Origin of the sequence: Picosynechococcus sp. PCC 7003 (genome assembly GCF_001693255.1) — a bacterium.
Classification (GTDB): domain Bacteria; phylum Cyanobacteriota; class Cyanobacteriia; order Cyanobacteriales; family MRBY01; genus MRBY01.
In genome coordinates, this window is the sequence record NZ_CP016474.1 from 2876310 (window position 1) to 2894585 (window position 18276).

Annotated in this window: 20 protein-coding genes, 1 tRNA gene and 1 pseudogene; 17 read left to right on the forward strand and 5 right to left on the reverse strand. The window is 48.7% G+C overall.

Annotation, left to right across the window (positions count from 1 at the left end; genetic code table 11):
- The first annotated feature begins 171 nt into the window (after positions 1-171).
- Complete coding sequence (locus AWQ21_RS13645; protein WP_065715373.1) at positions 172-825, forward strand: ABC transporter ATP-binding protein; 654 nt, start codon at positions 172-174, stop codon at positions 823-825.
- Here the strand turns inward: AWQ21_RS13645 and bioD are convergent.
- On the reverse strand, positions 785-1498 hold the full coding sequence (gene bioD, locus AWQ21_RS13650) for a dethiobiotin synthase (protein ID WP_065715004.1): 714 nt from the start codon (positions 1496-1498) through the stop codon (positions 785-787). The genes AWQ21_RS13645 and bioD overlap by 41 nt on opposite strands.
- A 279-nt stretch (positions 1499-1777) precedes the next feature.
- Between bioD and AWQ21_RS13655 the strand changes: the two genes are divergently transcribed.
- The 6 genes from AWQ21_RS13655 to AWQ21_RS13680 all read left to right on the forward strand — a co-directional run bounded on the left by AWQ21_RS13655 (position 1778) and on the right by AWQ21_RS13680 (position 7358).
- Positions 1778-2770, forward strand: coding sequence for a ribose-phosphate pyrophosphokinase (locus AWQ21_RS13655; RefSeq protein ID WP_065715374.1), 993 nt, complete (start codon positions 1778-1780; stop codon positions 2768-2770).
- Positions 2771-2932: 162 nt separating this feature from the next.
- Positions 2933-4231 carry a TldD/PmbA family protein gene (locus AWQ21_RS13660; RefSeq protein ID WP_065715375.1) on the forward strand — a complete coding sequence of 433 codons (1299 nt, stop codon included), beginning with the start codon at positions 2933-2935 and terminating at the stop codon, positions 4229-4231.
- A gap of 30 nt (positions 4232-4261) precedes the next feature.
- Positions 4262-4999 (forward strand): DUF3153 domain-containing protein, encoded by a 738-nt coding sequence (locus tag AWQ21_RS13665; RefSeq protein ID WP_065715005.1) that lies wholly within the window; start codon positions 4262-4264, stop codon positions 4997-4999.
- 55 nt (positions 5000-5054) lie between these two features.
- Positions 5055-5849, forward strand: a complete 795-nt coding sequence (locus tag AWQ21_RS13670) for an ABC transporter ATP-binding protein (protein WP_065715006.1) — start codon at positions 5055-5057, stop codon at positions 5847-5849.
- A 57-nt stretch (positions 5850-5906) separates the two neighbouring features.
- A complete protein-coding gene (locus AWQ21_RS13675; protein WP_065715007.1) occupies positions 5907-7160 on the forward strand; it encodes an MlaD family protein in 1254 nt (417 codons plus the stop codon).
- A gap of 116 nt (positions 7161-7276) precedes the next feature.
- Positions 7277-7358 (forward strand) — tRNA-Leu (locus AWQ21_RS13680).
- A 59-nt stretch (positions 7359-7417) separates the two neighbouring features.
- Here the strand turns inward: AWQ21_RS13680 and AWQ21_RS13685 are convergent.
- The gene (locus AWQ21_RS13685; RefSeq protein ID WP_065715008.1) at positions 7418-8314 is read right to left on the reverse strand and encodes a LysR family transcriptional regulator; all 897 of its coding nucleotides are present in this window, start codon (positions 8312-8314) and stop codon (positions 7418-7420) included.
- Between the two features lie 127 nt (positions 8315-8441).
- Between AWQ21_RS13685 and AWQ21_RS13690 the strand changes: the two genes are divergently transcribed.
- The 10 genes and pseudogenes from AWQ21_RS13690 (at position 8442) to AWQ21_RS13730 (ending at position 15191) form a co-directional block, all read left to right on the forward strand.
- Positions 8442-9143: a pirin family protein gene (locus AWQ21_RS13690; RefSeq protein ID WP_065715009.1), complete on the forward strand. Its 702-nt coding sequence runs from the start codon at positions 8442-8444 to the stop codon at positions 9141-9143.
- Between the two features lie 44 nt (positions 9144-9187).
- A complete protein-coding gene (locus tag AWQ21_RS13695; protein WP_065715010.1) occupies positions 9188-9424 on the forward strand; it encodes a CDGSH iron-sulfur domain-containing protein in 237 nt (78 codons plus the stop codon).
- Between the two features lie 42 nt (positions 9425-9466).
- Positions 9467-9568 (forward strand): annotated as a pseudogene (locus AWQ21_RS15955) (dephospho-CoA kinase); the annotation flags it as partial.
- A gap of 323 nt (positions 9569-9891) precedes the next feature.
- Positions 9892-11103, forward strand: a complete 1212-nt coding sequence (locus AWQ21_RS13700; protein WP_065715011.1) for a DNA cytosine methyltransferase — start codon at positions 9892-9894, stop codon at positions 11101-11103.
- The gene (locus tag AWQ21_RS13705) at positions 11079-11948 is read left to right on the forward strand and encodes a Bpu10I family restriction endonuclease (RefSeq protein WP_065715012.1); all 870 of its coding nucleotides are present in this window, start codon (positions 11079-11081) and stop codon (positions 11946-11948) included. Before AWQ21_RS13700 ends, AWQ21_RS13705 begins: the two co-directional genes overlap by 25 nt.
- Before the next feature lie 67 nt (positions 11949-12015).
- Positions 12016-12315 carry a hypothetical protein gene (locus tag AWQ21_RS13710; RefSeq protein WP_065715013.1) on the forward strand — a complete coding sequence of 100 codons (300 nt, stop codon included), beginning with the start codon at positions 12016-12018 and terminating at the stop codon, positions 12313-12315.
- Positions 12302-12916, forward strand: a complete 615-nt coding sequence (coaE, locus tag AWQ21_RS13715; protein WP_065715014.1) for a dephospho-CoA kinase — start codon at positions 12302-12304, stop codon at positions 12914-12916. The genes AWQ21_RS13710 and coaE overlap by 14 nt, the downstream gene beginning before the upstream one ends.
- Before the next feature lie 33 nt (positions 12917-12949).
- Positions 12950-13159 carry a hypothetical protein gene (locus AWQ21_RS13720; protein WP_012308307.1) on the forward strand — a complete coding sequence of 70 codons (210 nt, stop codon included), beginning with the start codon at positions 12950-12952 and terminating at the stop codon, positions 13157-13159.
- 71 nt (positions 13160-13230) lie between these two features.
- Entirely contained in the window at positions 13231-14106 is an 876-nt protein-coding gene (locus AWQ21_RS13725; RefSeq protein ID WP_157094773.1) for a hypothetical protein, read from the forward strand.
- Positions 14107-14177: 71 nt separating this feature from the next.
- Complete coding sequence (locus tag AWQ21_RS13730) at positions 14178-15191, forward strand: VOC family protein (protein WP_065715016.1); 1014 nt, start codon at positions 14178-14180, stop codon at positions 15189-15191.
- A gap of 12 nt (positions 15192-15203) precedes the next feature.
- On the opposite strand, the gene mnmA is transcribed toward AWQ21_RS13730, so the two are convergent.
- From mnmA to AWQ21_RS13745, 3 genes are all read right to left on the reverse strand, one after another.
- Complete coding sequence (gene mnmA, locus AWQ21_RS13735) at positions 15204-16265, reverse strand: tRNA 2-thiouridine(34) synthase MnmA (RefSeq protein WP_065715017.1); 1062 nt, start codon at positions 16263-16265, stop codon at positions 15204-15206.
- Positions 16266-16415: 150 nt separating this feature from the next.
- Positions 16416-17570: an LPS export ABC transporter periplasmic protein LptC gene (gene lptC, locus AWQ21_RS13740; RefSeq protein ID WP_232314992.1), complete on the reverse strand. Its 1155-nt coding sequence runs from the start codon at positions 17568-17570 to the stop codon at positions 16416-16418.
- A 9-nt stretch (positions 17571-17579) separates the two neighbouring features.
- Positions 17580-18194 (reverse strand): NYN domain-containing protein, encoded by a 615-nt coding sequence (locus AWQ21_RS13745; protein ID WP_065715019.1) that lies wholly within the window; start codon positions 18192-18194, stop codon positions 17580-17582.
- Positions 18195-18276 lie beyond the last annotated feature (82 nt).

Here is an 18276-nt window from a genome sequence, read left to right on the forward strand (position 1 = left end):
CCAACACAATTACTTTCAATGAAAGTTCATTCTTCGCTGAGTAAAAGCATTTTTTTCTATGAAGAAACGTAAATGCTCGGCCTCGAATCTACCAGATCAATCCCTAGGCCAAACACCCTTTACACAGACGGCTATGGTAGCTTGGGGAAAGATTTTTCTTTGGGTCTGTTCATGCTCTACATCCAAGATTTGGTGTACCATCCTGCGGCGACTCCTGAGCCAATCTTGCAGCAGGTGAACCTCAAGTTAGCCCCCCAAGAAATGGGGATGATTGTGGGGCCGAGTGGTTCTGGGAAAACGACGTTGCTCGAAATTCTGGCGGGCTTGGCCCAGCAGACCCAGGGACAGATCCGCTGGCAAGAACAAACCCTGACCAATTTCCACTTGCAACAGTTGGCGGGTCTAGTGTTTCAGTTCCCGGAGCGTCATTTCTGCGCCTCGACGATTTTAGATGAAGTCCGGTTTGGCCATCCAGAATTACGCCTCGAACAAATCCAAGCTGCTCTAGGGGAGGTGGGCCTCGAAAATTTGGATCTCAAGGCTTCACCCCATGCCCTCAGTGGGGGACAACAACGGCGTTTATCCCTTGCGGTGCAACTGATTCGCCAGCCGAACCTGTTGATGCTGGATGAGCCAACGGCGGGTTTAGATTGGTCGATGCGATCGCAGTTGGCAAAATTACTGGCAAAGCTAAAACAACATTGGACGCTATTAATCGTTACCCACGATCCCCACGAACTAGAGGCGATCGCCGACCGTTGTTGGCATATTGATCGGGGTCAAATTACCGTGACAAAGGAGCCTGGGGCCGCAAATGTTCCTTAGAAACCAACTGTTCCAAGTGCCAATTGGCGGCGATTTTTGCCAGAGCCGACGCGTCTAAAAGGTTTTCCAAGTGGGGCATGATTCCAAGCACCGGGATTTGGGTGAATTGTTGCAGCATGGTCGGCGGCGTCAAAGCCTCGATTTGTCCCATGGCTTCGGGGGTACCGCAACTGAGGATGATCCCCTTGAGGTTAACCTTCCGTTCCCGCGCCAAACTCACCTGGGCGATCGCCTGGCCAATGGAACCCAATTTCACCGGCACCACCAACAGCGTCGGCAGCTTCCACTGGCCGGCCAAATCCGCCACCGTTAACTCATCGGTCACCGGCGATCCCAAGCTCCCCAGGGACTCAGCAATCACGAAATCTTGAGAATTGTTTAAGGCCTGGAGCTCTCGCCAAACGATCCCCAGATCAATGGCTTTTCCTTCCAGTTGGGCCGCGACGGGCGGTGCCACGGGGGTTTCATACTCCAAAGGCACCCTTAGAACTGTTCCCTCATCACAGAATTTTTCGTACCATTGGCGATCGCCAATCCCCGTCTGGAGTAGTTTGATGACTCCTAGCTGAGAAAAAGGAAGAAAATGGCGCCAATAAGCAATCAGGGCCGAGCTGACTACTGTTTTCCCCACTTCTGTGTCTGTTCCCGCGATTAACAAGCAATTTTGCAGCATAGAAAAATTTCAAATTGAATTTCAAGGTTTATTGAGTACAATAGACCCTGAAGATCAGCACCTTCCTTAACAATTTTTTTATTTTCTATTAACCCTAATCCTTTTCAGTGGCGATGATTGCCCCCAATGGTTCTACCGTATCTATCCAGTCTAATAAATGGGGCTGAGTAATTGTACTTTGGTAACACATATCATCGAAACGACCAAAAGGAGGATTATGGCGTTCGCACTGATCCCTTGGATGTCCTTTATCAAACCGAAAGAGAGGTTTATTCCGCTGTGAGCCACTCCGCCACCCTCGCCTTACAATCTGTTCTCCAAACCCCCACCGATAGCAACCGTCTCCGAATTTTTTCGGGATCGGCGAATTTACCCCTAGCCAACGAAGTGGCCCGTTATCTGGGCATGGATCTTGGCCCCATGATCCGAAAGCAGTTTGCCGACGGTGAAATGTATATCCAGGTGCAAGAGTCCATTCGCGGTTGTGATGTCTACCTAATTCAACCCTCCTGTCGTCCGGTCAACGATCACCTGATGGAACTGTTGATCATGATCGATGCCTGTCGACGGGCTTCGGCTCGGCAAATCACAGCGGTGATCCCCTACTATGGCTATGCTCGCGCCGACCGCAAAACCGCTGGCCGGGAATCAATTACAGCCAAATTAGTCGCTAACTTGATTACCCAAGCAGGGGCTGGTCGGGTACTGGCGATGGATCTCCATTCAGCGCAAATCCAAGGGTATTTTGACATTCCCTGTGACCATGTCTACGGTTCCCCGGTGATCATCGACTACCTCAAAAGCAAAAATTTAGAAGATATTGTGGTGGTCTCTCCCGATGTGGGCGGGGTGGCACGGGCGCGGGCCTTTGCGAAAAAATTAGACGATGCGCCTTTGGCCATTATCGATAAACGTCGCCAAGCCCACAATGTCGCCGAAGTGATGAACGTCATCGGGGAAGTCAAAGGAAAAACGGCGATCCTTGTCGATGACATGATCGACACGGCGGGGACGCTCCAGGAAGGGGCCAGATTGCTGAAGAAGGAAGGGGCGAAAGAAGTATATGCCTGTGCGACCCATCCGGTATTTTCTGGGCCAGCGGTTGATCGTCTTTCTAGCGGGTTGTTTGAGGAGGTCATCGTCACCAATACGATTCCGGTGCCTGCCGATAAGCAATTTAAGGAACTGACGGTTTTAACAGTGGCAAATCTCCTTGGAGAAACCATCTGGCGCATCCACGAGGAAAGTTCTGTGAGCAGTATGTTCCGGTAGATCCTGGTTTTGCTAGAACGCTAAATTGATTTTGTGGGGGAGGGAAAATTTATCTCTCCTTTTTTTTGGCAATTTTCGGCCAAAGGCGATCGCCCCTCGGTTGTTTGGGAGAATCTTCTACAATGGGGAGCGGCCTTTATTCTCAAAGTTTTCAAGAAATTTATGGTAGTTGAGCAAATCCTAGATCTCGCCAAGCAAAAGGGTATCGAAGCGGAGGTGTACTACCGCAGTAGCCGTGATACTCCCATCGATTTTGAGAATAATCGCCTCAAGTCCCTAGAAACGAAAGCGAGCCAAGGGGTCGCCCTGCGGGTGGTCGTCGATGGGAAATTGGGCTTTGCCAGCGCCACGGATTTAACTCGTCTAGAAGAGGTAGTGGATGCGGCGATCGCCACGGCAGAAATCGGCGACCCGGTGGATTTTGAATTTGCCAAGGATTTTCAAGGGGTCGTGCCAGAGAGTGATTATGTACTGCCAGAAACCGCGAAACTGGTAAAAATTGGCGAAACCCTCATCGAAAAAGTGCGGGCCTACAACGACGACATTCTCGTTAGTGCCGGGTTCCATATCCGCTCTGGTCAAACGAAATTAGCCACCACCGGCGGCGTCTACGGCGAGCGCAATAGCAAGATTGTCAGCGCCAGCCTGGGGGGGAATCTCGTCCAGGGGGAAGATTTTCTCAATGCCTACGGTTATGACGTGGCCAAGGATGGCGAACCTGATTACGACAAAATCCTCGCCACCCTCATCGAAAAATATACCAACGCCGAAAAAGCAGCCCAAATTTCGAGCGGTCAATATCCCGTATTGTTTACCCCCAGGGCGGCCCTCAGTGCCATCGGCGGCCTGTTTGACACGATTCTCTCCGGTCAAGTGGTGGTGCAAAAAGCCTCACCCCTCGCGGGAAAAATTGGCGAACAACTCTTTGGCGATCACCTAACCATTTACGAAGATCCGACCATTGGCGTTTCTGCCTGTCCCTTCGACGATGAAGGTACCCCCACCCAGAAAAAAACCTTTATCCAAAACGGTATTGTCCAGCAATTCTATTGGGATCGCCAGTGGGCCGCCCGGGGCAACGCCGAGGCCCAGGGAAACGGTTTCCGGGGGGGCCTCTCCCGTCCCAGTCCTGATATGGTAAATTTCTGCATGGGTGCCGGGAAAACCCCTTTAACGGCGCTAATCAAAGACATGAAGGAAGGGGTGATTGTTGATCAAGTGCTGGGGGCGGGTCAGTCGAATCAGTTAGCCGGAGAATTTTCTGTGAATCTTGACCTCGGCTACAAAGTCGAAAACGGCGAAATTGTCGGTCGCCTGAAAAATACCATGGTGGCGGGCAGCATCTTCGAAGCCTTTGCGGATTTGGTCGATTTTAGCGACACCTGCGAATGGGTTGGTGGCAGCGCTTATATGCCAGCGATTCTGTTTGGCAAGTTGGGGGTTGCGTCCAGGGCGGTTTAAAATTTCCTTACTGCCCCTGCATTGTGAGCGATGATGCCTGTGAAATCTTTGATCCGATTGCTGAGTCTCTGTTGTGTGTGTGTCCTCTGCCTGGCGGGTTGTGTGGACTATGACGTGGAGATCGTCTTCGACCACCAGCACCATGGCGAAATTCACCAGCATCTCCAGTTGGGGGATGAGTTTACGAACTTTAATCAGCAGGAAGCAAAACACTGGCTCAAAAGTGTGGAAAAACGCGCTAGGGGCCTCCATGGTTCGGCCCAGCGGCTCTCGACCCAGGAGTTGGATGTACGGATCCCCTTCCACAACGGGGCGGATCTCGTAGAAAAGTTCAATGACTTTTTTAACCCGGAAGGACAAAATCTCCAGGCGGCAGATTTAGATTTGGTACAACTCAAGTCGGCGATCGCCCTCGAGCAGAAAAACTGGCTTTTGTTTGAACGCAACCGGGCCACCCTGGATGTGGATTTGCGGGCCTTGGGCGTTTTGTCCCAGCGGGGAAGTTTGATCCTCAGTCCTGGTTCTCTCTTGGATTTAGATGTCAGCCTAAAAACGCCTTTGGGAGCGCGAGTAATTAACAACAACACGACGGACGCTCCTGTAACCCGCAAGGAAGGCGATCGCCTGATTTGGACCTTACAACCGGGGCAGTTAAATCACCTGGAAGTGGCCTTTTGGGTACCTAGTTGGGTGGGCCTCGGCACGGGGGGATTAGTGGCGTTATTGTTCCTGGGCTATTACTTAAAATATCGCCGTTTGCCGGTGTAGTTGCCGATCTATCGCTATTGTTAAGTCAATTGCCTTTATCTTTTGCGTGCATCCTATGGTAGCCACCCAAGCCGAACCCTTAATTGAACTGCGGGGAATTTCAAAGGCCTTCGGGTCAAATGTCATTCTCGACAATGTTGACCTGACCATTTATCGGGGCGAAGCCCTCGTGATTATTGGCCCTTCCGGCACGGGGAAATCCACCATTTTGCGCATTATTGCGGGGCTACTGGCGGCGGATGCAGGAGAAATTTATATCAATGGCATTAAGCGCCAGGGACTCATCGAGGATGGTAACGATCCCATTGGGATCAGCATGGTCTTTCAGCAGGCGGCCCTCTTTGACTCTCTGACCGTGGCGGAAAATGTGGGTTTTTTGCTCTATCAACATTCGAAGCTGTCTGCAAAAAAAATCCGAGAATTAGTCGAAGAACGGTTAGATATGGTGGGGTTGTCGGGGGTTGGCGATCGCTACCCGTCCCAACTCTCTGGGGGGATGCGCAAACGGGTTAGCTTTGCCCGGGCGATTATGGCCAATCCCGATAATCCGAAGGACAATCCCGAAATTATTTTGTACGATGAACCCACTGCTGGTCTTGATCCCATTGCCTCGACGGTGATCGAAGATCTTGTGCGCCAGCTTCAACGGATGCAAGGGGTTTGTGGCACCTACGTGATGGTCAGCCACCAGGACAGTACCATTCGCCGTACCGCTGACCGAGTGATTTTCCTATATGACGGTAGGATCCAATGGACGGGGACAGTAACGGAAATTAACCAGACAAGAAATCCCCTTGTGCGCCAGTTTTTTGATGCGGCGGTGGAAGGTCCCATTAAAGTAATCGGCTAAAATTGACCCTCCCCCATACAATAAGACGTAAATTTATCCCCTCTACTGACGAATCCAATGCGATCGCGTACCCTCAAAGAAGGCTCCCTCGGTTTATTCATTTTCGCTGGACTCTCCCTGCTCGGCGTCGTGCTCATCTGGCTGACGGGGGCAACCCTAGGTAAACGCACTTACTCTATCAATGTCCGCTTTGACAATGCCAATGCGATGCAAGAAGGGGCGATCGTCCGGTACCGGGGCATTGAGGTGGGACGCATTGTTGCCGTACAACCTTCCAGCAATGGCATTGAAATCAAAATTCAAATCCAAACCCCTGATCTAGTCATTCCACGAGATGTAGTGGTAGAAGCAAACCAAGGGGGGCTCATTGGGGAAACCTCCCTCGAAATTATTCCCCAAACAGAATTAACCCAAGCAGAAATGGCCCAAAGCCCCTTCGCAGACGACTGTCCGGAAAAAAGCACGATTCTTTGTGATGGCACAACCCTAGATGGGGTGATTGGGGTTAGTTTTGATCAAGTGCTCCGCAATACCACCAAATTCAGTGAACTCTACGGTGATCCAGAATTTTTTGAAATTGTCCGTACCTTGGCAGATAACTCCAGCGACGCGGCAGCACAAGTAGCCATTCTCACTGAGGAGTTAGCTCTACTTTCTAAGGAAGTACGAGGGGAAGTGGATAATTTTGCCGAAAATGCCCAAGCCATCACCGATGCGGCAGTCACCAGTTCCAATCAACTCAATCGCACCCTCGAACAGGTGAACACCCTAACGGGGAATTTCAATAGCCTTGTGGTCGAAAATCGCCAAGCTCTGGTGGGGACCCTCAATAGCATCGGGCGCACCAGTGATCAGATGCAACGTACTTTAGCTTCCTTTGATACGACCCTCGATACGGTGAATCAAAATCTTAGTGCGGCGAATACCCAAGAAATTTTGGATAATCTCACAGTGCTAACGGCCAACGCGGCAACGACCTCGGAAAATCTCAAGGATGTCTCAACGGCTCTGAATGATCCAACCAATGTCTTGATGTTGCAAAAAACCCTTGATGCGGCTCGAGTCACCTTTGAAAATACCCAGAAAATTACCGCTGATTTGGATGAATTGACGGGGGATCCGCAGTTTCGGCGTAATCTGATTGATTTAGTGAATGGTTTGAGTCAGTTGGTTTCCTCGACGGATCAACTGCAGCAACAGATCCAGGTAGCCAATCGCATTGAGCAACAACGCCCCATTTATAACCAACAGCGGCAGCTATCGTTGCGTCCCAAGTCCCAGAATCCAGACCAGAGTCAGCCCAAAAACTAATCTACCAGGGACTTTTGGCAAGCTTAAGAACTGTTTTCGAGGATCGGACAATTTTTTTCTCAAAAACGCTTGGCGATCGCCAAATGAGTATGCTATATTCGTTCAAGTCAAAACGAGCGGATGTGGTGGAATTGGTAGACACGCACGCTTGAGGGGCGTGTGGAGCGATCCTTGCGAGTTCGAGTCTCGCCATCCGCATACCACAAAAAACGAAAAGCCTTCCCGAACCTCATGGGAAGGTTTTTTTGTGTTTCAAGTTAGCCCGGAGAGTTCGAGTCGGCAAGATGTTGCTGGAGAAATTCACACAAGAGTTTCACCTTGGTTGAAAGATGGCGATTGATGGGATAAAGGACATAGGTACTGAGGGTGCGGTGATTGTATTCAGGCAAGATCACCGTGAGTTGTTCTGTCCAGGGGTCTGCATCAAGGATAAATTGAGGTAATTGGGCAATCCCTAAACCCGCCGCTGCGGCGATCGCCAACGCTTCACCGTTGTTCGCACAAAAAGAGCCAGACACGTTAACAGAAACTTCCCCCTGGGGGCCGACCAGATGCCAGGTATTGCCTGTGGGGCCGTAACGCAAACAGTTATGGTGAGCCAGATCCCCAGGACTTTGGGGGATACCATGGCGTTCCAGATAGCTGGGGGCCGCACAGAGTTGTAATTTCGTCTCACAGAGGGGATGACTAAGGAGACTGGCCGAAGCGACGGGTTCGGCGATCCGAATCACGAGGTCATAGCCTTCGGCGATCGCATCCACAAACCGATCCTCTAGGGTGAGTTGGATCTGCACCTGGGGATATTGAGCCATAAATGCCGCCACCAGGGGGGCAATCCTGAGGGTACCAAAGGTCATCGGGGCATTGACGCGCAGTAATCCCTGTGGCTCTCCCTGGAGTTCCAAAACCGACCGTTCCGCCTCCTCTAAATCCGCCAAAATCCGCACACACTTTTCATAGAAAGCCAAGCCCGTTGGTGTCGGAGTTACTTTACGGGTGCTGCGGTGAAAAAGCTGGGCATGAAGTTGATTTTCCAGAGCAACCACCATCTTATTAACCGCTGAGCGACCGACATTCATGCGTCGGGCAGCAGCGGCAAACCCCCCCGCCTCAACGACCTGGGTGAAGGCATAGAGACTTTCAAATTTATCCACAATCTATTGTCTCCTATTTGGATGCAGTATGTATCAAAAATAGATTATTGTCTTATATATAGAACCAATCCACAATAGGGACAAGCTATTTTAAAAGGCTAAGTAAATCGATATTTCGGAGGATTTTATGATTCAACTCCGTCCTGCTGCCGAAAGGGGCCGTGGCCAGCTTGATTGGCTGGAGAGCTATTTCACCTTTTCCTTTTCCCAGTATTACGATCCGGCCCACATGAATTTTTCTAACCTGCGGGTGATTAATGAAGATTACATCGCCCCAGGGAAAGGATTTGCCACCCACGGGCACCGCGATATGGAAATCATCACCTATGTCCTCGAAGGGGAACTAGAACACAAAGACAGCATTGGCAATGGCTCAATTATTCGCCCAGGGGATGTGCAACGCATGAGCGCAGGTACAGGCATTTTGCACAGCGAATTTAATCCCTCGTCAGAACAGCCTGTGCATTTATTGCAGATTTGGATTACCCCCGATCAACTGAATGTAGAACCCAGCTACGAGCAGACCTATTTCGCCCCGGAAGAAAAAGAAAATCAATTGCGAATTGTTGCCTCTCCAGATGGGCGCGATCGCTCTGTAAAAATTCATCAGAATGCTTCGATCTATGCGGCGTTGCTCTCTACCGGAGCCACAGTCACCCATCCGTTAGCGGCGGGCCGTCGGGCTTGGTTGCAGATCGTCAAAGGAAGCCTCACGGTTAATGGCGTTAGGATGGAAGCGGGCGATGGCGCTGGCATTAGTGGCGAAACACAACTGATTTGTGTGGGTCAAGCGGCCGAAACAGAATTTTTATTGTTTGATTTGCCCTAGGTCAGCCGAGATTGTTGCTCAAAGTTTATAGAGGAAATACAAAAATGGCTAAACCAACGATTGCGGCCAAAAAACCGATGACCTTAGAGCTTGAGGCCGGCGATTATTTCTGGTGTGCCTGCGGTCAATCTGCGGATCAACCCTTTTGTGATGGCAGCCACAAGGGTACGGAATTTAAGCCCCAAAAGTTCACCCTAGAAGAAAAGAAAAAGGTGACGTTGTGTCTTTGTAAGCACACTCAAGATCCGCCGTTTTGTGATGGCAATCACGCCAAACTATAGGATGATCTGCGAACAGTGACCAAGCCAAGAATCATCGGTCTGATGGGGGGCATTGCGACGGGAAAAAGTACGGTAACGACTTATTTGACCCAACGCGATCAGCTCCCCATTTTTGATGACGATATTTATGCCCGTGAGGCGATCGCCTGTTGTTTGAAATAATCGCCAAAATGCAAAACAATCAGCATCTCGTTTTTTTCTGGGATAACCTGTTGGAAAAGGCAGCGGCGCTCATTGGTAAGCAACTGCGACTTGAGTTAAATGCTCTTCAAGCATCTCTGATTATAGTATTTGCCTCCTGACCGCCATTTTGTAGTCAAAATCTGCGGTAATATTTTGGTGGACTTGGGTTGTTATGCTGCAAGTGCAGTATGACTTCTAGTTAGCTTCTCAACCACCAACATTCTGCCCAATAGTGTTTTTTGATATAATATTGAACCTTTGTTGAAGAAAACGAGCAAAAATCAATGAAAGTTCTTGATACATTCGCTGGAGCTGGTGGGTTTAGCCTTGGCTTTGAGATGGCAGGTTGTAAAATTGTTGGTGCAATTGAAACAGACGCATGGGCATGTGAGACATTCCAATTCAATCATCCAGATGCAACTGTAATAAAGGGGAATATTGAAGATCTGTCGGATGCAAAATTATTAGCATTGTTTGAAGGCAATGAGCCGGACATTATCCTTGGTGGCCCACCCTGTCAGGGTTTTTCAATATGTAACAAAAACAATGGTGATCCAAAAGACCCAAGAAATAGTTTATTTGAAGAATTTGTAAGATTAGGTAAACTGTTTAAGCCTAAAGTGATGGTCATGGAAAATGTCCCTAATTTAGTAAAAGCAAAAACAAAATCAAATGAATTAGTAATAGATATTATTAGGAGTGAACTGCATAACCTTGGATATTTTGTGTATTCAACAATACTAGAATCCGTTGATTATGGAGTCCCCCAAATCAGAAAAAGGCTATTTGTTATAGCCTCTACGCAAGAGCTTTGTAATCCGTTTCCAAAGCCAACCCATTCACCAAATCAGAGTGACTTATTTTCAGTGTCGTTAAAGAAAACGCCAACTCTGTGGGATGCAATATCAGACTTACCTGAAATTGAAGCAAGAGAAGGCGCTGAAGAAATGGAATATGTATCTAAGCCACTAAATGACTTTCAAAAGACTTTGCGTAACGGTAGCATGAAATTACACAACCATCTAGCAATGAAACACTCAAAGCGTATGGTGGAAAGATTTAGCTCAATGAAATGGGGACAGTCAGGATCAGATGTTCCTGACCATCTAAAACCATATAAGCGTAATTCAAACGGAGTTGTTAGTGATAGGATTTATGATCAAAATAATCGACGAATGCACCCAAATAAGCCTTGCCATACAATTCCTGCATCTTTTTATGCTAACTTTGTTCATCCGTATAAAAATAGGAATTTTACTGCTAGAGAAGGCGCTCGCATTCAAACCTTCCCTGATACATATGTATTTAAAGGGAAGCCAACCGTAGTTAGCCATAAGCTATTAGCAAGAGAAGGGCGTTTTGATGAAAAGTATTTATGCCAATACAATCAGATAGGTAACGCAGTGCCTCCTCTTTTGGCAAAAGCTGTTGCAGAGAATGTGTTGAACCAGTTTATTGAGGAAGATGAAGAATGTTTGTACATGGCAACAATTTAGAACAAAAAGAAAATCATAGGACAAAATACCGTGACAAAGAATCAAAGTGCTATCTTGCAGAAATAAGGAGCCGATATAATCAATGGAAAGATAATAATGAAAATCTAGTCGGCCCTATAAAATTGCATGCGGATAATGATGATGATATTCTCAAGCAAAGAGTAGAGTTGCTAAATAATTATAAGGAGTTCTTGGATCAGCAACATTATGCAGAAAAGTTCGACTCCCGTTCAAACTTACATTCTTCTGTTCTTGAAGAATTTTTGTATTATTTGTTTAGAGATTTAGTAAGCAGCATTTCAGAACATGCACTTATAGGAAAATCACATTCATTCAAAGATATATTTTTCAGATCATCGAATTATGCAGATATGCTGACAAAGCCAAATGCTCTAATTGAGATCAAAGATCATGATTTTTCGATTGGGTGCAGCATAACATCAAAAATGCTATGCAAAGGTTCTGAAGAATCTGAAATTCATAAATGGGACATTCCAGCAGTTGCGATTGAATGCAAGACATATCTTGATAAGACCATGCTTCAAGATGTTTCTACCGCTGCAGAACAATTAAAACAAAAGAATCCAAATGCGATGTATATGGTAGTAGCCGAATGGTTAAAGCTAACTGACTCAGTCAATTTAAAAAAATATAAAATAGATCAAATTTACGTATTACGAAAGCAGAAAAACACCGACCGCGAATTTCGATATCGCGAAGGTTACGTCAAAAACCCAATCTATGATGACGTTGTAATTCACTTGTTCAATTCTGTTCGTAACTATCTCACATCAGACTGGGAAGGTGGTATTACACACGGTCTTGAGAAAGGCTACTTAATATAAAGCTAACAATCACATGCACTCGGACAGTAAAAAGCGGGGGCCTGGAGCGTTATGGTACTGACAGAAAATGAAAATATCTGAAATATTCGAAAACGAACCCAAACAATGGGGATTCCGAGGTGATCCATATCTTTGGCGTGAGTTGAAGGAAAGACTAAATAACGTTGATATGCCAGACACACCCGAACAACTCAAAAGCATTATCGAGAAGGAATACGAAGTAGCGACGGGTCACTCCATAAAGCATAGAGAACATTTCATCGTCAAAAGATTCATGCATGGCGGCATGTCTAGCGGCGGGATAAGCCCTGAATTTTGGCATGACTGCGGAATTCCACTGTTGGTAAAACGTCATGTCGCGCCATAAAGTGACAAAACCAAGAATCATTGGTCTGACGGGAGGCATCGCGACAGGAAAAAGTACAGTAACGACATACTTGGCCCAACGCTACCAGCTCCCCATTCTTGATGCCGATGTTTATGCCCGCGAGGCGATCGCCCCTCCCTCGGCAATCTTGACGCAAATTTTCGCCCGCTATGGTGTGGGAATTCAAAACGCCGATGGTTCCCTCAATCGCCAAGCTTTAGGGGACATTGTTTTTAATGATCCCGACGAAAAACTGTGGCTCGAAACGCAAATTCATCCCTATGTGCGCCAGCGTTTCCATGAAGCCTTAGCAACCATTCAGGAGACACAAGCCACGGTAATTTGTGCGATCCCACTGTTGTTTGAGGCGCAGTTAACGGATTTTGTCACAGAAATTTGGGTGGTTGCCTGTACCCCTGAGCAGCAGTTGGCGAGGCTCCAGCGGCGTAACCAGCTAAGCGTTGCCCAGGCCCAAGCGCGGATCGCCAGCCAGATGCCCCTCACCGAAAAAGTTCAGCGGGCTGATGTGGTGCTTGATAATTCTTTGGATCTTGCAACACTCTATCACCAAGTTGATCGAGCCCTCAAAGGAAGTTGCTAGAATGAGCGGTGCAATCATTTTAAGGTAGCTGCGATGACCATTTGGGTAAATGAACAAATTGATCCGACTGGCATTCTTCAAGCTTGTATCGCTTGTCAAAATGAAGAAGCCGCGAAGGATTGCCATGAGCAATGGAAACAAAAACTCGCTACGGATAAAACAACCATCGGCTGGGAAGCCAAGATTCGCACCGTTGATTCTTGGGATGATGTGCCCGTCAATGCCCTAAAACTCAGTTTTTAAAATGTATTTCAAAGGCGATCGCCCTGGATTAATCGTTAAAAATTCTTTGCTGTGACCCGCCCCGAAAAGCCATGAGCCCAAAACGACGGATGCGCTGGAGTTGGTGGAAGGATGCACCGCGTAATGTCAGTGAAAATGAATATGCCAAATTTGAACTCTTGGTGCTGGGGGCGATCGCCAGTGCTGGTTTAGCGGTGATTTCTTTGGTGATGGGACTAACGGGACAAGCCCTCAAAACATCCCAAGAACTCGCCCAAGTAGAACAGCTTTCGGTGCAGGCGGCCAGCGAAGCCACAACCAATCGCGATCTCATCAAGCTCGAAGGCTACCTTGTGGCAGATAATCCCCCGACGATGCCCGATGATCCCGCCCTACAGGTCATTCAGGGCAAAATTGCGCTTACAGCCCGCAATGGCTCCAGTGCTGCCGAAGAAACAATCCAAAAGGTTTTGTTTACTTGGGAAGCCGCCGTTGAGCAGGTTTTTTTGAGCGATGGGGAAACACGCATTCCCTTGGCGATCGCCCTGGAGAAATTTCCCTTGCCGGCGGCGCAACCGGAGCCTGACCAGCGCCCCAAGATTGAACGCACCGGAGAATCCGCCCGCCTAAGTAAACCCAAGGCCATTACCTACGCCGATCAAACCTTTCCCCTCACTGCCGCAGACTGGGGCAGGCTTGATTACATTACGACGGATTTAGATCGTCGCGTCCTGCCCCACGGCCAAACGGTAACGGTGGTGGCAGCCCTGCGGGATCAACAACTGGTAGACCCCCTGGGAGGCCGTTTAAAAATTGCCCTCGGCACCGAAGCAGACATTCGCCGCACCGGGGAACGCTTTGGTCGGATTCTGACGGTGATTTGGCTTCCCTTGGCGATCGCCAGTTACCTCTGTGGCAAAAAAGCCGCCCAACTCAATCAAGAATTCCTCGAACGCTCCCAGCAATAACCCAAGCCATCGGTCAATCCTGAGAAAGTACGCTAAGTTGAATAGGAGCTGTTGTTTATCTTTCCCGACACATGGCAAACCAGAGTCCCCCAAATTTGGCGATCGCCTATGTCCATTTCTACGTAGACGATCTGGAGCATTGGCAAACCTGGTTTCAAACCAAATTTCAGCTCAAAATCACCGATCCCCAAGCAGCTTTTCCGTTTTTACCTGGGAACACCATTCAACTCAGTGGCCCAGAGTTAACCCTGATGCTCTCGGCGCCCCAAACTTCTTCAGATCCCGTCGCCCAATATTTAACCCATCATCCCTGTGGCGTTGCCGATGTTGCCTTTTATCTTGATCAAAAAGCCTTTTTTCAGGCAATAAATAACGACCAATTCGTTACTGTGTTACGCAATAATGTGGGATTTCAACACACGCTTATTTATCGAGACACAGTTCCCAAAACAAATACCCAAATTGATCATTTAGTGCTCAATGTCCCCGTGGGCAAACTCCAGGAAACAGTCCAGTGGTACGAAGCTAAATTTGGATTTAACCGGCAACAAACCTTTACGATCAAAACCAATTATTCCGGCCTCGCTTCCCAAGTCCTTTCCCACCCCAGCGGAATCCAGTTACCCATTAACCAACCGGGGGACTGCTACGAAAATCGCGAAACGGCACAGCGATCCCAAATCCAAGAATTTATTGAGTTTAACCGTGGTGCGGGGATTCAACATATCGCCCTAAAGTACAAAAATTTACCGGATCAAATCCATTACTTTCGCCAAGCAAATGTGGCATTTCTCGATGTCCCTGACACCTATTACAAAAATCTTTGTCATCGTTATCCCCACCTAGAAACATTACCCCATTGGCCCCAAATTCAGCAGGAAAAAATTCTTGTGGATGTGGTGCGATCGCCCAAGGAAATGCTTTTGCAAATTTTTACCCAGCCCATTTTTAAAGAGCCGACATTTTTTTGGGAATTTATCGAACGCAAACAACAGGCCCAAGGGTTTGGCGAAGGGAATTTTCAAGCGTTATTTGAAGCCATTGAACAGGCCCAACGACAGCGGCTGGTTTCCCCTCGCCCATAAATGCCAATAAAACTAAGCTGCTTCGGGATGTTCGATAATGCCGCCCCCCAGCACCCGATCGCCGTCATAGAGCACGGCCGCTTGGCCAGGGGTGATCCCAAATTGGGGTTCTTCGAACACAAGTCTAAGGCGATCGCCTTCTAGCGGAATCACCGTCACAGGCACCGCACCACTGCGATAACGCACCTGCACCTCGGCGTGAATAGGGGTCGTAATGCCTGGGAGCGCTAACCAATTCATACGCTGTACCGTACATTCAGAGCGACCAGCGCGATCGCGGGTACTCACCACCACCCGATTCATCACATTATCCAGCTTCACCACATAGAGGGGCTCCGGGGCCGCAATGCCTAGACCTTTACGTTGGCCAATGGTGTAGTGATGGATTCCTGTATGGTGTCCCAGCACTTTCCCATCAAGATCGACGATCTCCCCTTCCCGCTGTTCGATGTATTTATCCAAAAAAGTTTTCATCGAGCCGTGGGCTTCAATGAGACAAAGGTCTTGGCTTTCTGGCTTTTTCGCCGTCGAGAGCTGCATTTCCGCCGCAATTTGACGGGTTTCGCCCTTGGTCATTTCCCCTAAAGGAAACAGCGTCCCCGCCAGCATTTCCTGGGTGAGGTCATAGAGAAAATAGGATTGATCCTTATGGCGATCCACGGCCCGCAATAGTTCATAGCGTCCGGTTTGAGCGTTATAACGAATTCTGGCATAGTGGCCCGTCGCAATCTGATCAATGCCCAGCTCTGCCTTGGCCCATTGCAACATTGGCCCAAATTTCACCATCCGATTACATTGGGAGCAGGGTAAAGGCGTCACCCCCGCTTCATACCCAGACACAACATAGTCAACAATGTATTTCTGAAATAAATCGCGACTATCCACGATGTGGTGGGGAATGCCCAATTGCTCACAAATATCTGCCGCATCGACCATCCCCTCAGAACAACATTGACCTTTGCCCTTCATGAGCCAGAGGGTCACCCCCTCGACGGTATAGCCCTGACGATGGAGAATCCCTGCGGTGACGGAACTGTCTACGCCCCCTGATAACCCAACTGCAACTTTACCCATGGCCTTGTCTAATCTCAATATCCTTTCTGGTGAATTGCCTACAACTAGATAAATGCACTGCCTGATGTGCCTAGCGATTTACCATTGTACTGGTATCCCCTCGCTGCTGGGCTGTGTCGCCCCCAAGGATTGCCTGAACTTGTTGATCACTTAGGGAATGACTTCCGTTGTGACCTGTTTTTGGGCTGACCCTGTTACCACGACTTGATTCCGTCCGAAATTACCCACCGCGCGATCGCCATTGAGTTTTACCCGGGGATTGGTCTGTTCATAGACCACATTGCCCACGGCCACCACTTCTTCGGCGGTGAGATCCCAATCCACTTGGTTGGCCTTGAGGGAGGTGGGGGGATCTTCACCCGTCCCCCTGACCGCACCGCTCATTTGGACCTGTTGGGTCTTGAGATTGTAGCGTCCTTGGTTGGCCCGGAACTGAACTTGCTCGGCGATTTGGGTGAGTTGCACAGAATCTTCGCCCGTAATCACCCCCGCTTGAAGATCCCAAGTGGCGGCCCCACTGGCAAACTGAATTTCTGGGTCAAGGCTATTTAACAAGACATTGCCACTGACAATAATTTTCTGGGCTTTGAGTTGGGCTTCACCCTGCTCTGCCCGGAGGCGATCGGTGATCGTTTCTGCGGTGTAGCGTTGGACAGTGAGGCCCTCGGCAGCAGTGATTTTATCTTCGGCCACGAGCCAATTGAGCTTGCTGCTCTGGAGTTGGAGGGGCGGTTCCACAATGACCACCTCGACGGTATCGGTCAGTTCTAAATCCTGGCGATCAATGAAATATTTACCCTGTTTGGCGCTGAGTTTACCGTTAGGATATTTGGCTTGGAGATCCGTGGTGATCTGGAGGATGAAATTGGCGGGTTCCCACTCGGCTTTTTCTGTTTCAAAGACGGCTCTCTGGCGATTATCCGTGACCAAAACCCCTGATTCGAGAATAATGCGATCGCCATCGTTAATCACCTGACCCTTATTGGCCTGGAGACTGAGGATCACTTCCCCGTCTTGATAAAGATTTCCCACAAGCTTGGTGAGGGTGGCGGCTTTACGATCTTGGCTATAGATGGCTTCTTCGGCTTGGATTTTCCAGAGAATGTTTCCCTCGGCATCGGATTGCTCGAGGAGAGCGTCTTCGACAATGAGGCGATTTTCGGAATTTTGGCTTTGGGGTTCTGTCTCTGTGGCCGGGGGGGCATTGCGACAGGCTGTTATTCCCCCAAGATTCCCCAAAAGAAGTAGTGCTAGAGCGAATATTCTGGGCGATCGCCCCCGTTCCCATCGACACAAACGCACCATCACCTTTACTTACTCATGACTGGGTAACTCAATTGTGCCACCACCACGATCTTCCATGAGCCTCGGTTCCGAAAAATGACCCCGATGGAGCTTTTGGATATCCGTCTGGATTTGCTCTAGATCGATGTAACGATCTGCCACATTGATCAAACTGTCGCTAGTCATGGATCGTAGGCTCACCACCTCGACCCGTGCCCCCCGATAGCTGACCGCATCCACAGCATAGGCTAAGTCTCCGTCGCCACTGACGAGTACCGCCGTATCATAGGAGCCCACAAGGGCCATCATATCTACCGCAATTTCCACGTCTAAATTGGCCTTTTTCGAGCCATCCGGCAGTTGCACCAGATCCTTAGCAATGACTCGATAACCATTGCGGCGCATCCACAACAAAAAGCCTTGCTGTTTTTCATTGGCCCGGTCGACACCTGTGTAAAAAAAAGACCGCAGTAGCCGTGACCCGCCCGTTAAACGATAAAGAAGTTTGCTGTAGTCAATTTCGATGCCTAATTGCAGCGCTGCATAAAATAAATTAGAACCATCGATAAAGATCGCAACACGACCTCGATTTTCAAGTACCTGTTCAGGCGAGAAAACCGGATCGCTACCAAAGTGATCCAGCATTGTGATTATGCCTCTTGAGATTTTATTAAAACGAAAATATTTATGAAACAGTTTTTATAAAAAAATAGATGCCCCATTGTAA

What these genes read in the sequence shown, in the direction of transcription:
- AWQ21_RS13645 (WP_065715373.1), top strand. Translation starts at nt 172, where the DNA reads ATGCTCTACATCCAAGATTTGGTGTACCATCCTGCGGCGACTCCTGAG.
- bioD (WP_065715004.1), bottom strand. Translation starts at nt 1,498, where the DNA reads ATGCTGCAAAATTGCTTGTTAATCGCGGGAACAGACACAGAAGTGGGG.
- AWQ21_RS13660 (WP_065715375.1), top strand. Translation starts at nt 2,933, where the DNA reads ATGGTAGTTGAGCAAATCCTAGATCTCGCCAAGCAAAAGGGTATCGAA.
- AWQ21_RS13665 (WP_065715005.1), top strand. Translation starts at nt 4,262, where the DNA reads ATGATGCCTGTGAAATCTTTGATCCGATTGCTGAGTCTCTGTTGTGTG.
- AWQ21_RS13670 (WP_065715006.1), top strand. Translation starts at nt 5,055, where the DNA reads ATGGTAGCCACCCAAGCCGAACCCTTAATTGAACTGCGGGGAATTTCA.
- AWQ21_RS13675 (WP_065715007.1), top strand. Translation starts at nt 5,907, where the DNA reads ATGCGATCGCGTACCCTCAAAGAAGGCTCCCTCGGTTTATTCATTTTC.
- AWQ21_RS13690 (WP_065715009.1), top strand. Translation starts at nt 8,442, where the DNA reads ATGATTCAACTCCGTCCTGCTGCCGAAAGGGGCCGTGGCCAGCTTGAT.
- AWQ21_RS13695 (WP_065715010.1), top strand. Translation starts at nt 9,188, where the DNA reads ATGGCTAAACCAACGATTGCGGCCAAAAAACCGATGACCTTAGAGCTT.
- AWQ21_RS13700 (WP_065715011.1), top strand. Translation starts at nt 9,892, where the DNA reads ATGAAAGTTCTTGATACATTCGCTGGAGCTGGTGGGTTTAGCCTTGGC.
- AWQ21_RS13705 (WP_065715012.1), top strand. Translation starts at nt 11,079, where the DNA reads ATGTTTGTACATGGCAACAATTTAGAACAAAAAGAAAATCATAGGACA.
- AWQ21_RS13710 (WP_065715013.1), top strand. Translation starts at nt 12,016, where the DNA reads ATGAAAATATCTGAAATATTCGAAAACGAACCCAAACAATGGGGATTC.
- coaE (WP_065715014.1), top strand. Translation starts at nt 12,302, where the DNA reads ATGTCGCGCCATAAAGTGACAAAACCAAGAATCATTGGTCTGACGGGA.
- AWQ21_RS13720 (WP_012308307.1), top strand. Translation starts at nt 12,950, where the DNA reads ATGACCATTTGGGTAAATGAACAAATTGATCCGACTGGCATTCTTCAA.
- AWQ21_RS13725 (WP_157094773.1), top strand. Translation starts at nt 13,231, where the DNA reads ATGAGCCCAAAACGACGGATGCGCTGGAGTTGGTGGAAGGATGCACCG.
- AWQ21_RS13730 (WP_065715016.1), top strand. Translation starts at nt 14,178, where the DNA reads ATGGCAAACCAGAGTCCCCCAAATTTGGCGATCGCCTATGTCCATTTC.
- mnmA (WP_065715017.1), bottom strand. Translation starts at nt 16,265, where the DNA reads ATGGGTAAAGTTGCAGTTGGGTTATCAGGGGGCGTAGACAGTTCCGTC.
- lptC (WP_232314992.1), bottom strand. Translation starts at nt 17,570, where the DNA reads ATGGTGCGTTTGTGTCGATGGGAACGGGGGCGATCGCCCAGAATATTC.
- AWQ21_RS13745 (WP_065715019.1), bottom strand. Translation starts at nt 18,194, where the DNA reads ATGCTGGATCACTTTGGTAGCGATCCGGTTTTCTCGCCTGAACAGGTA.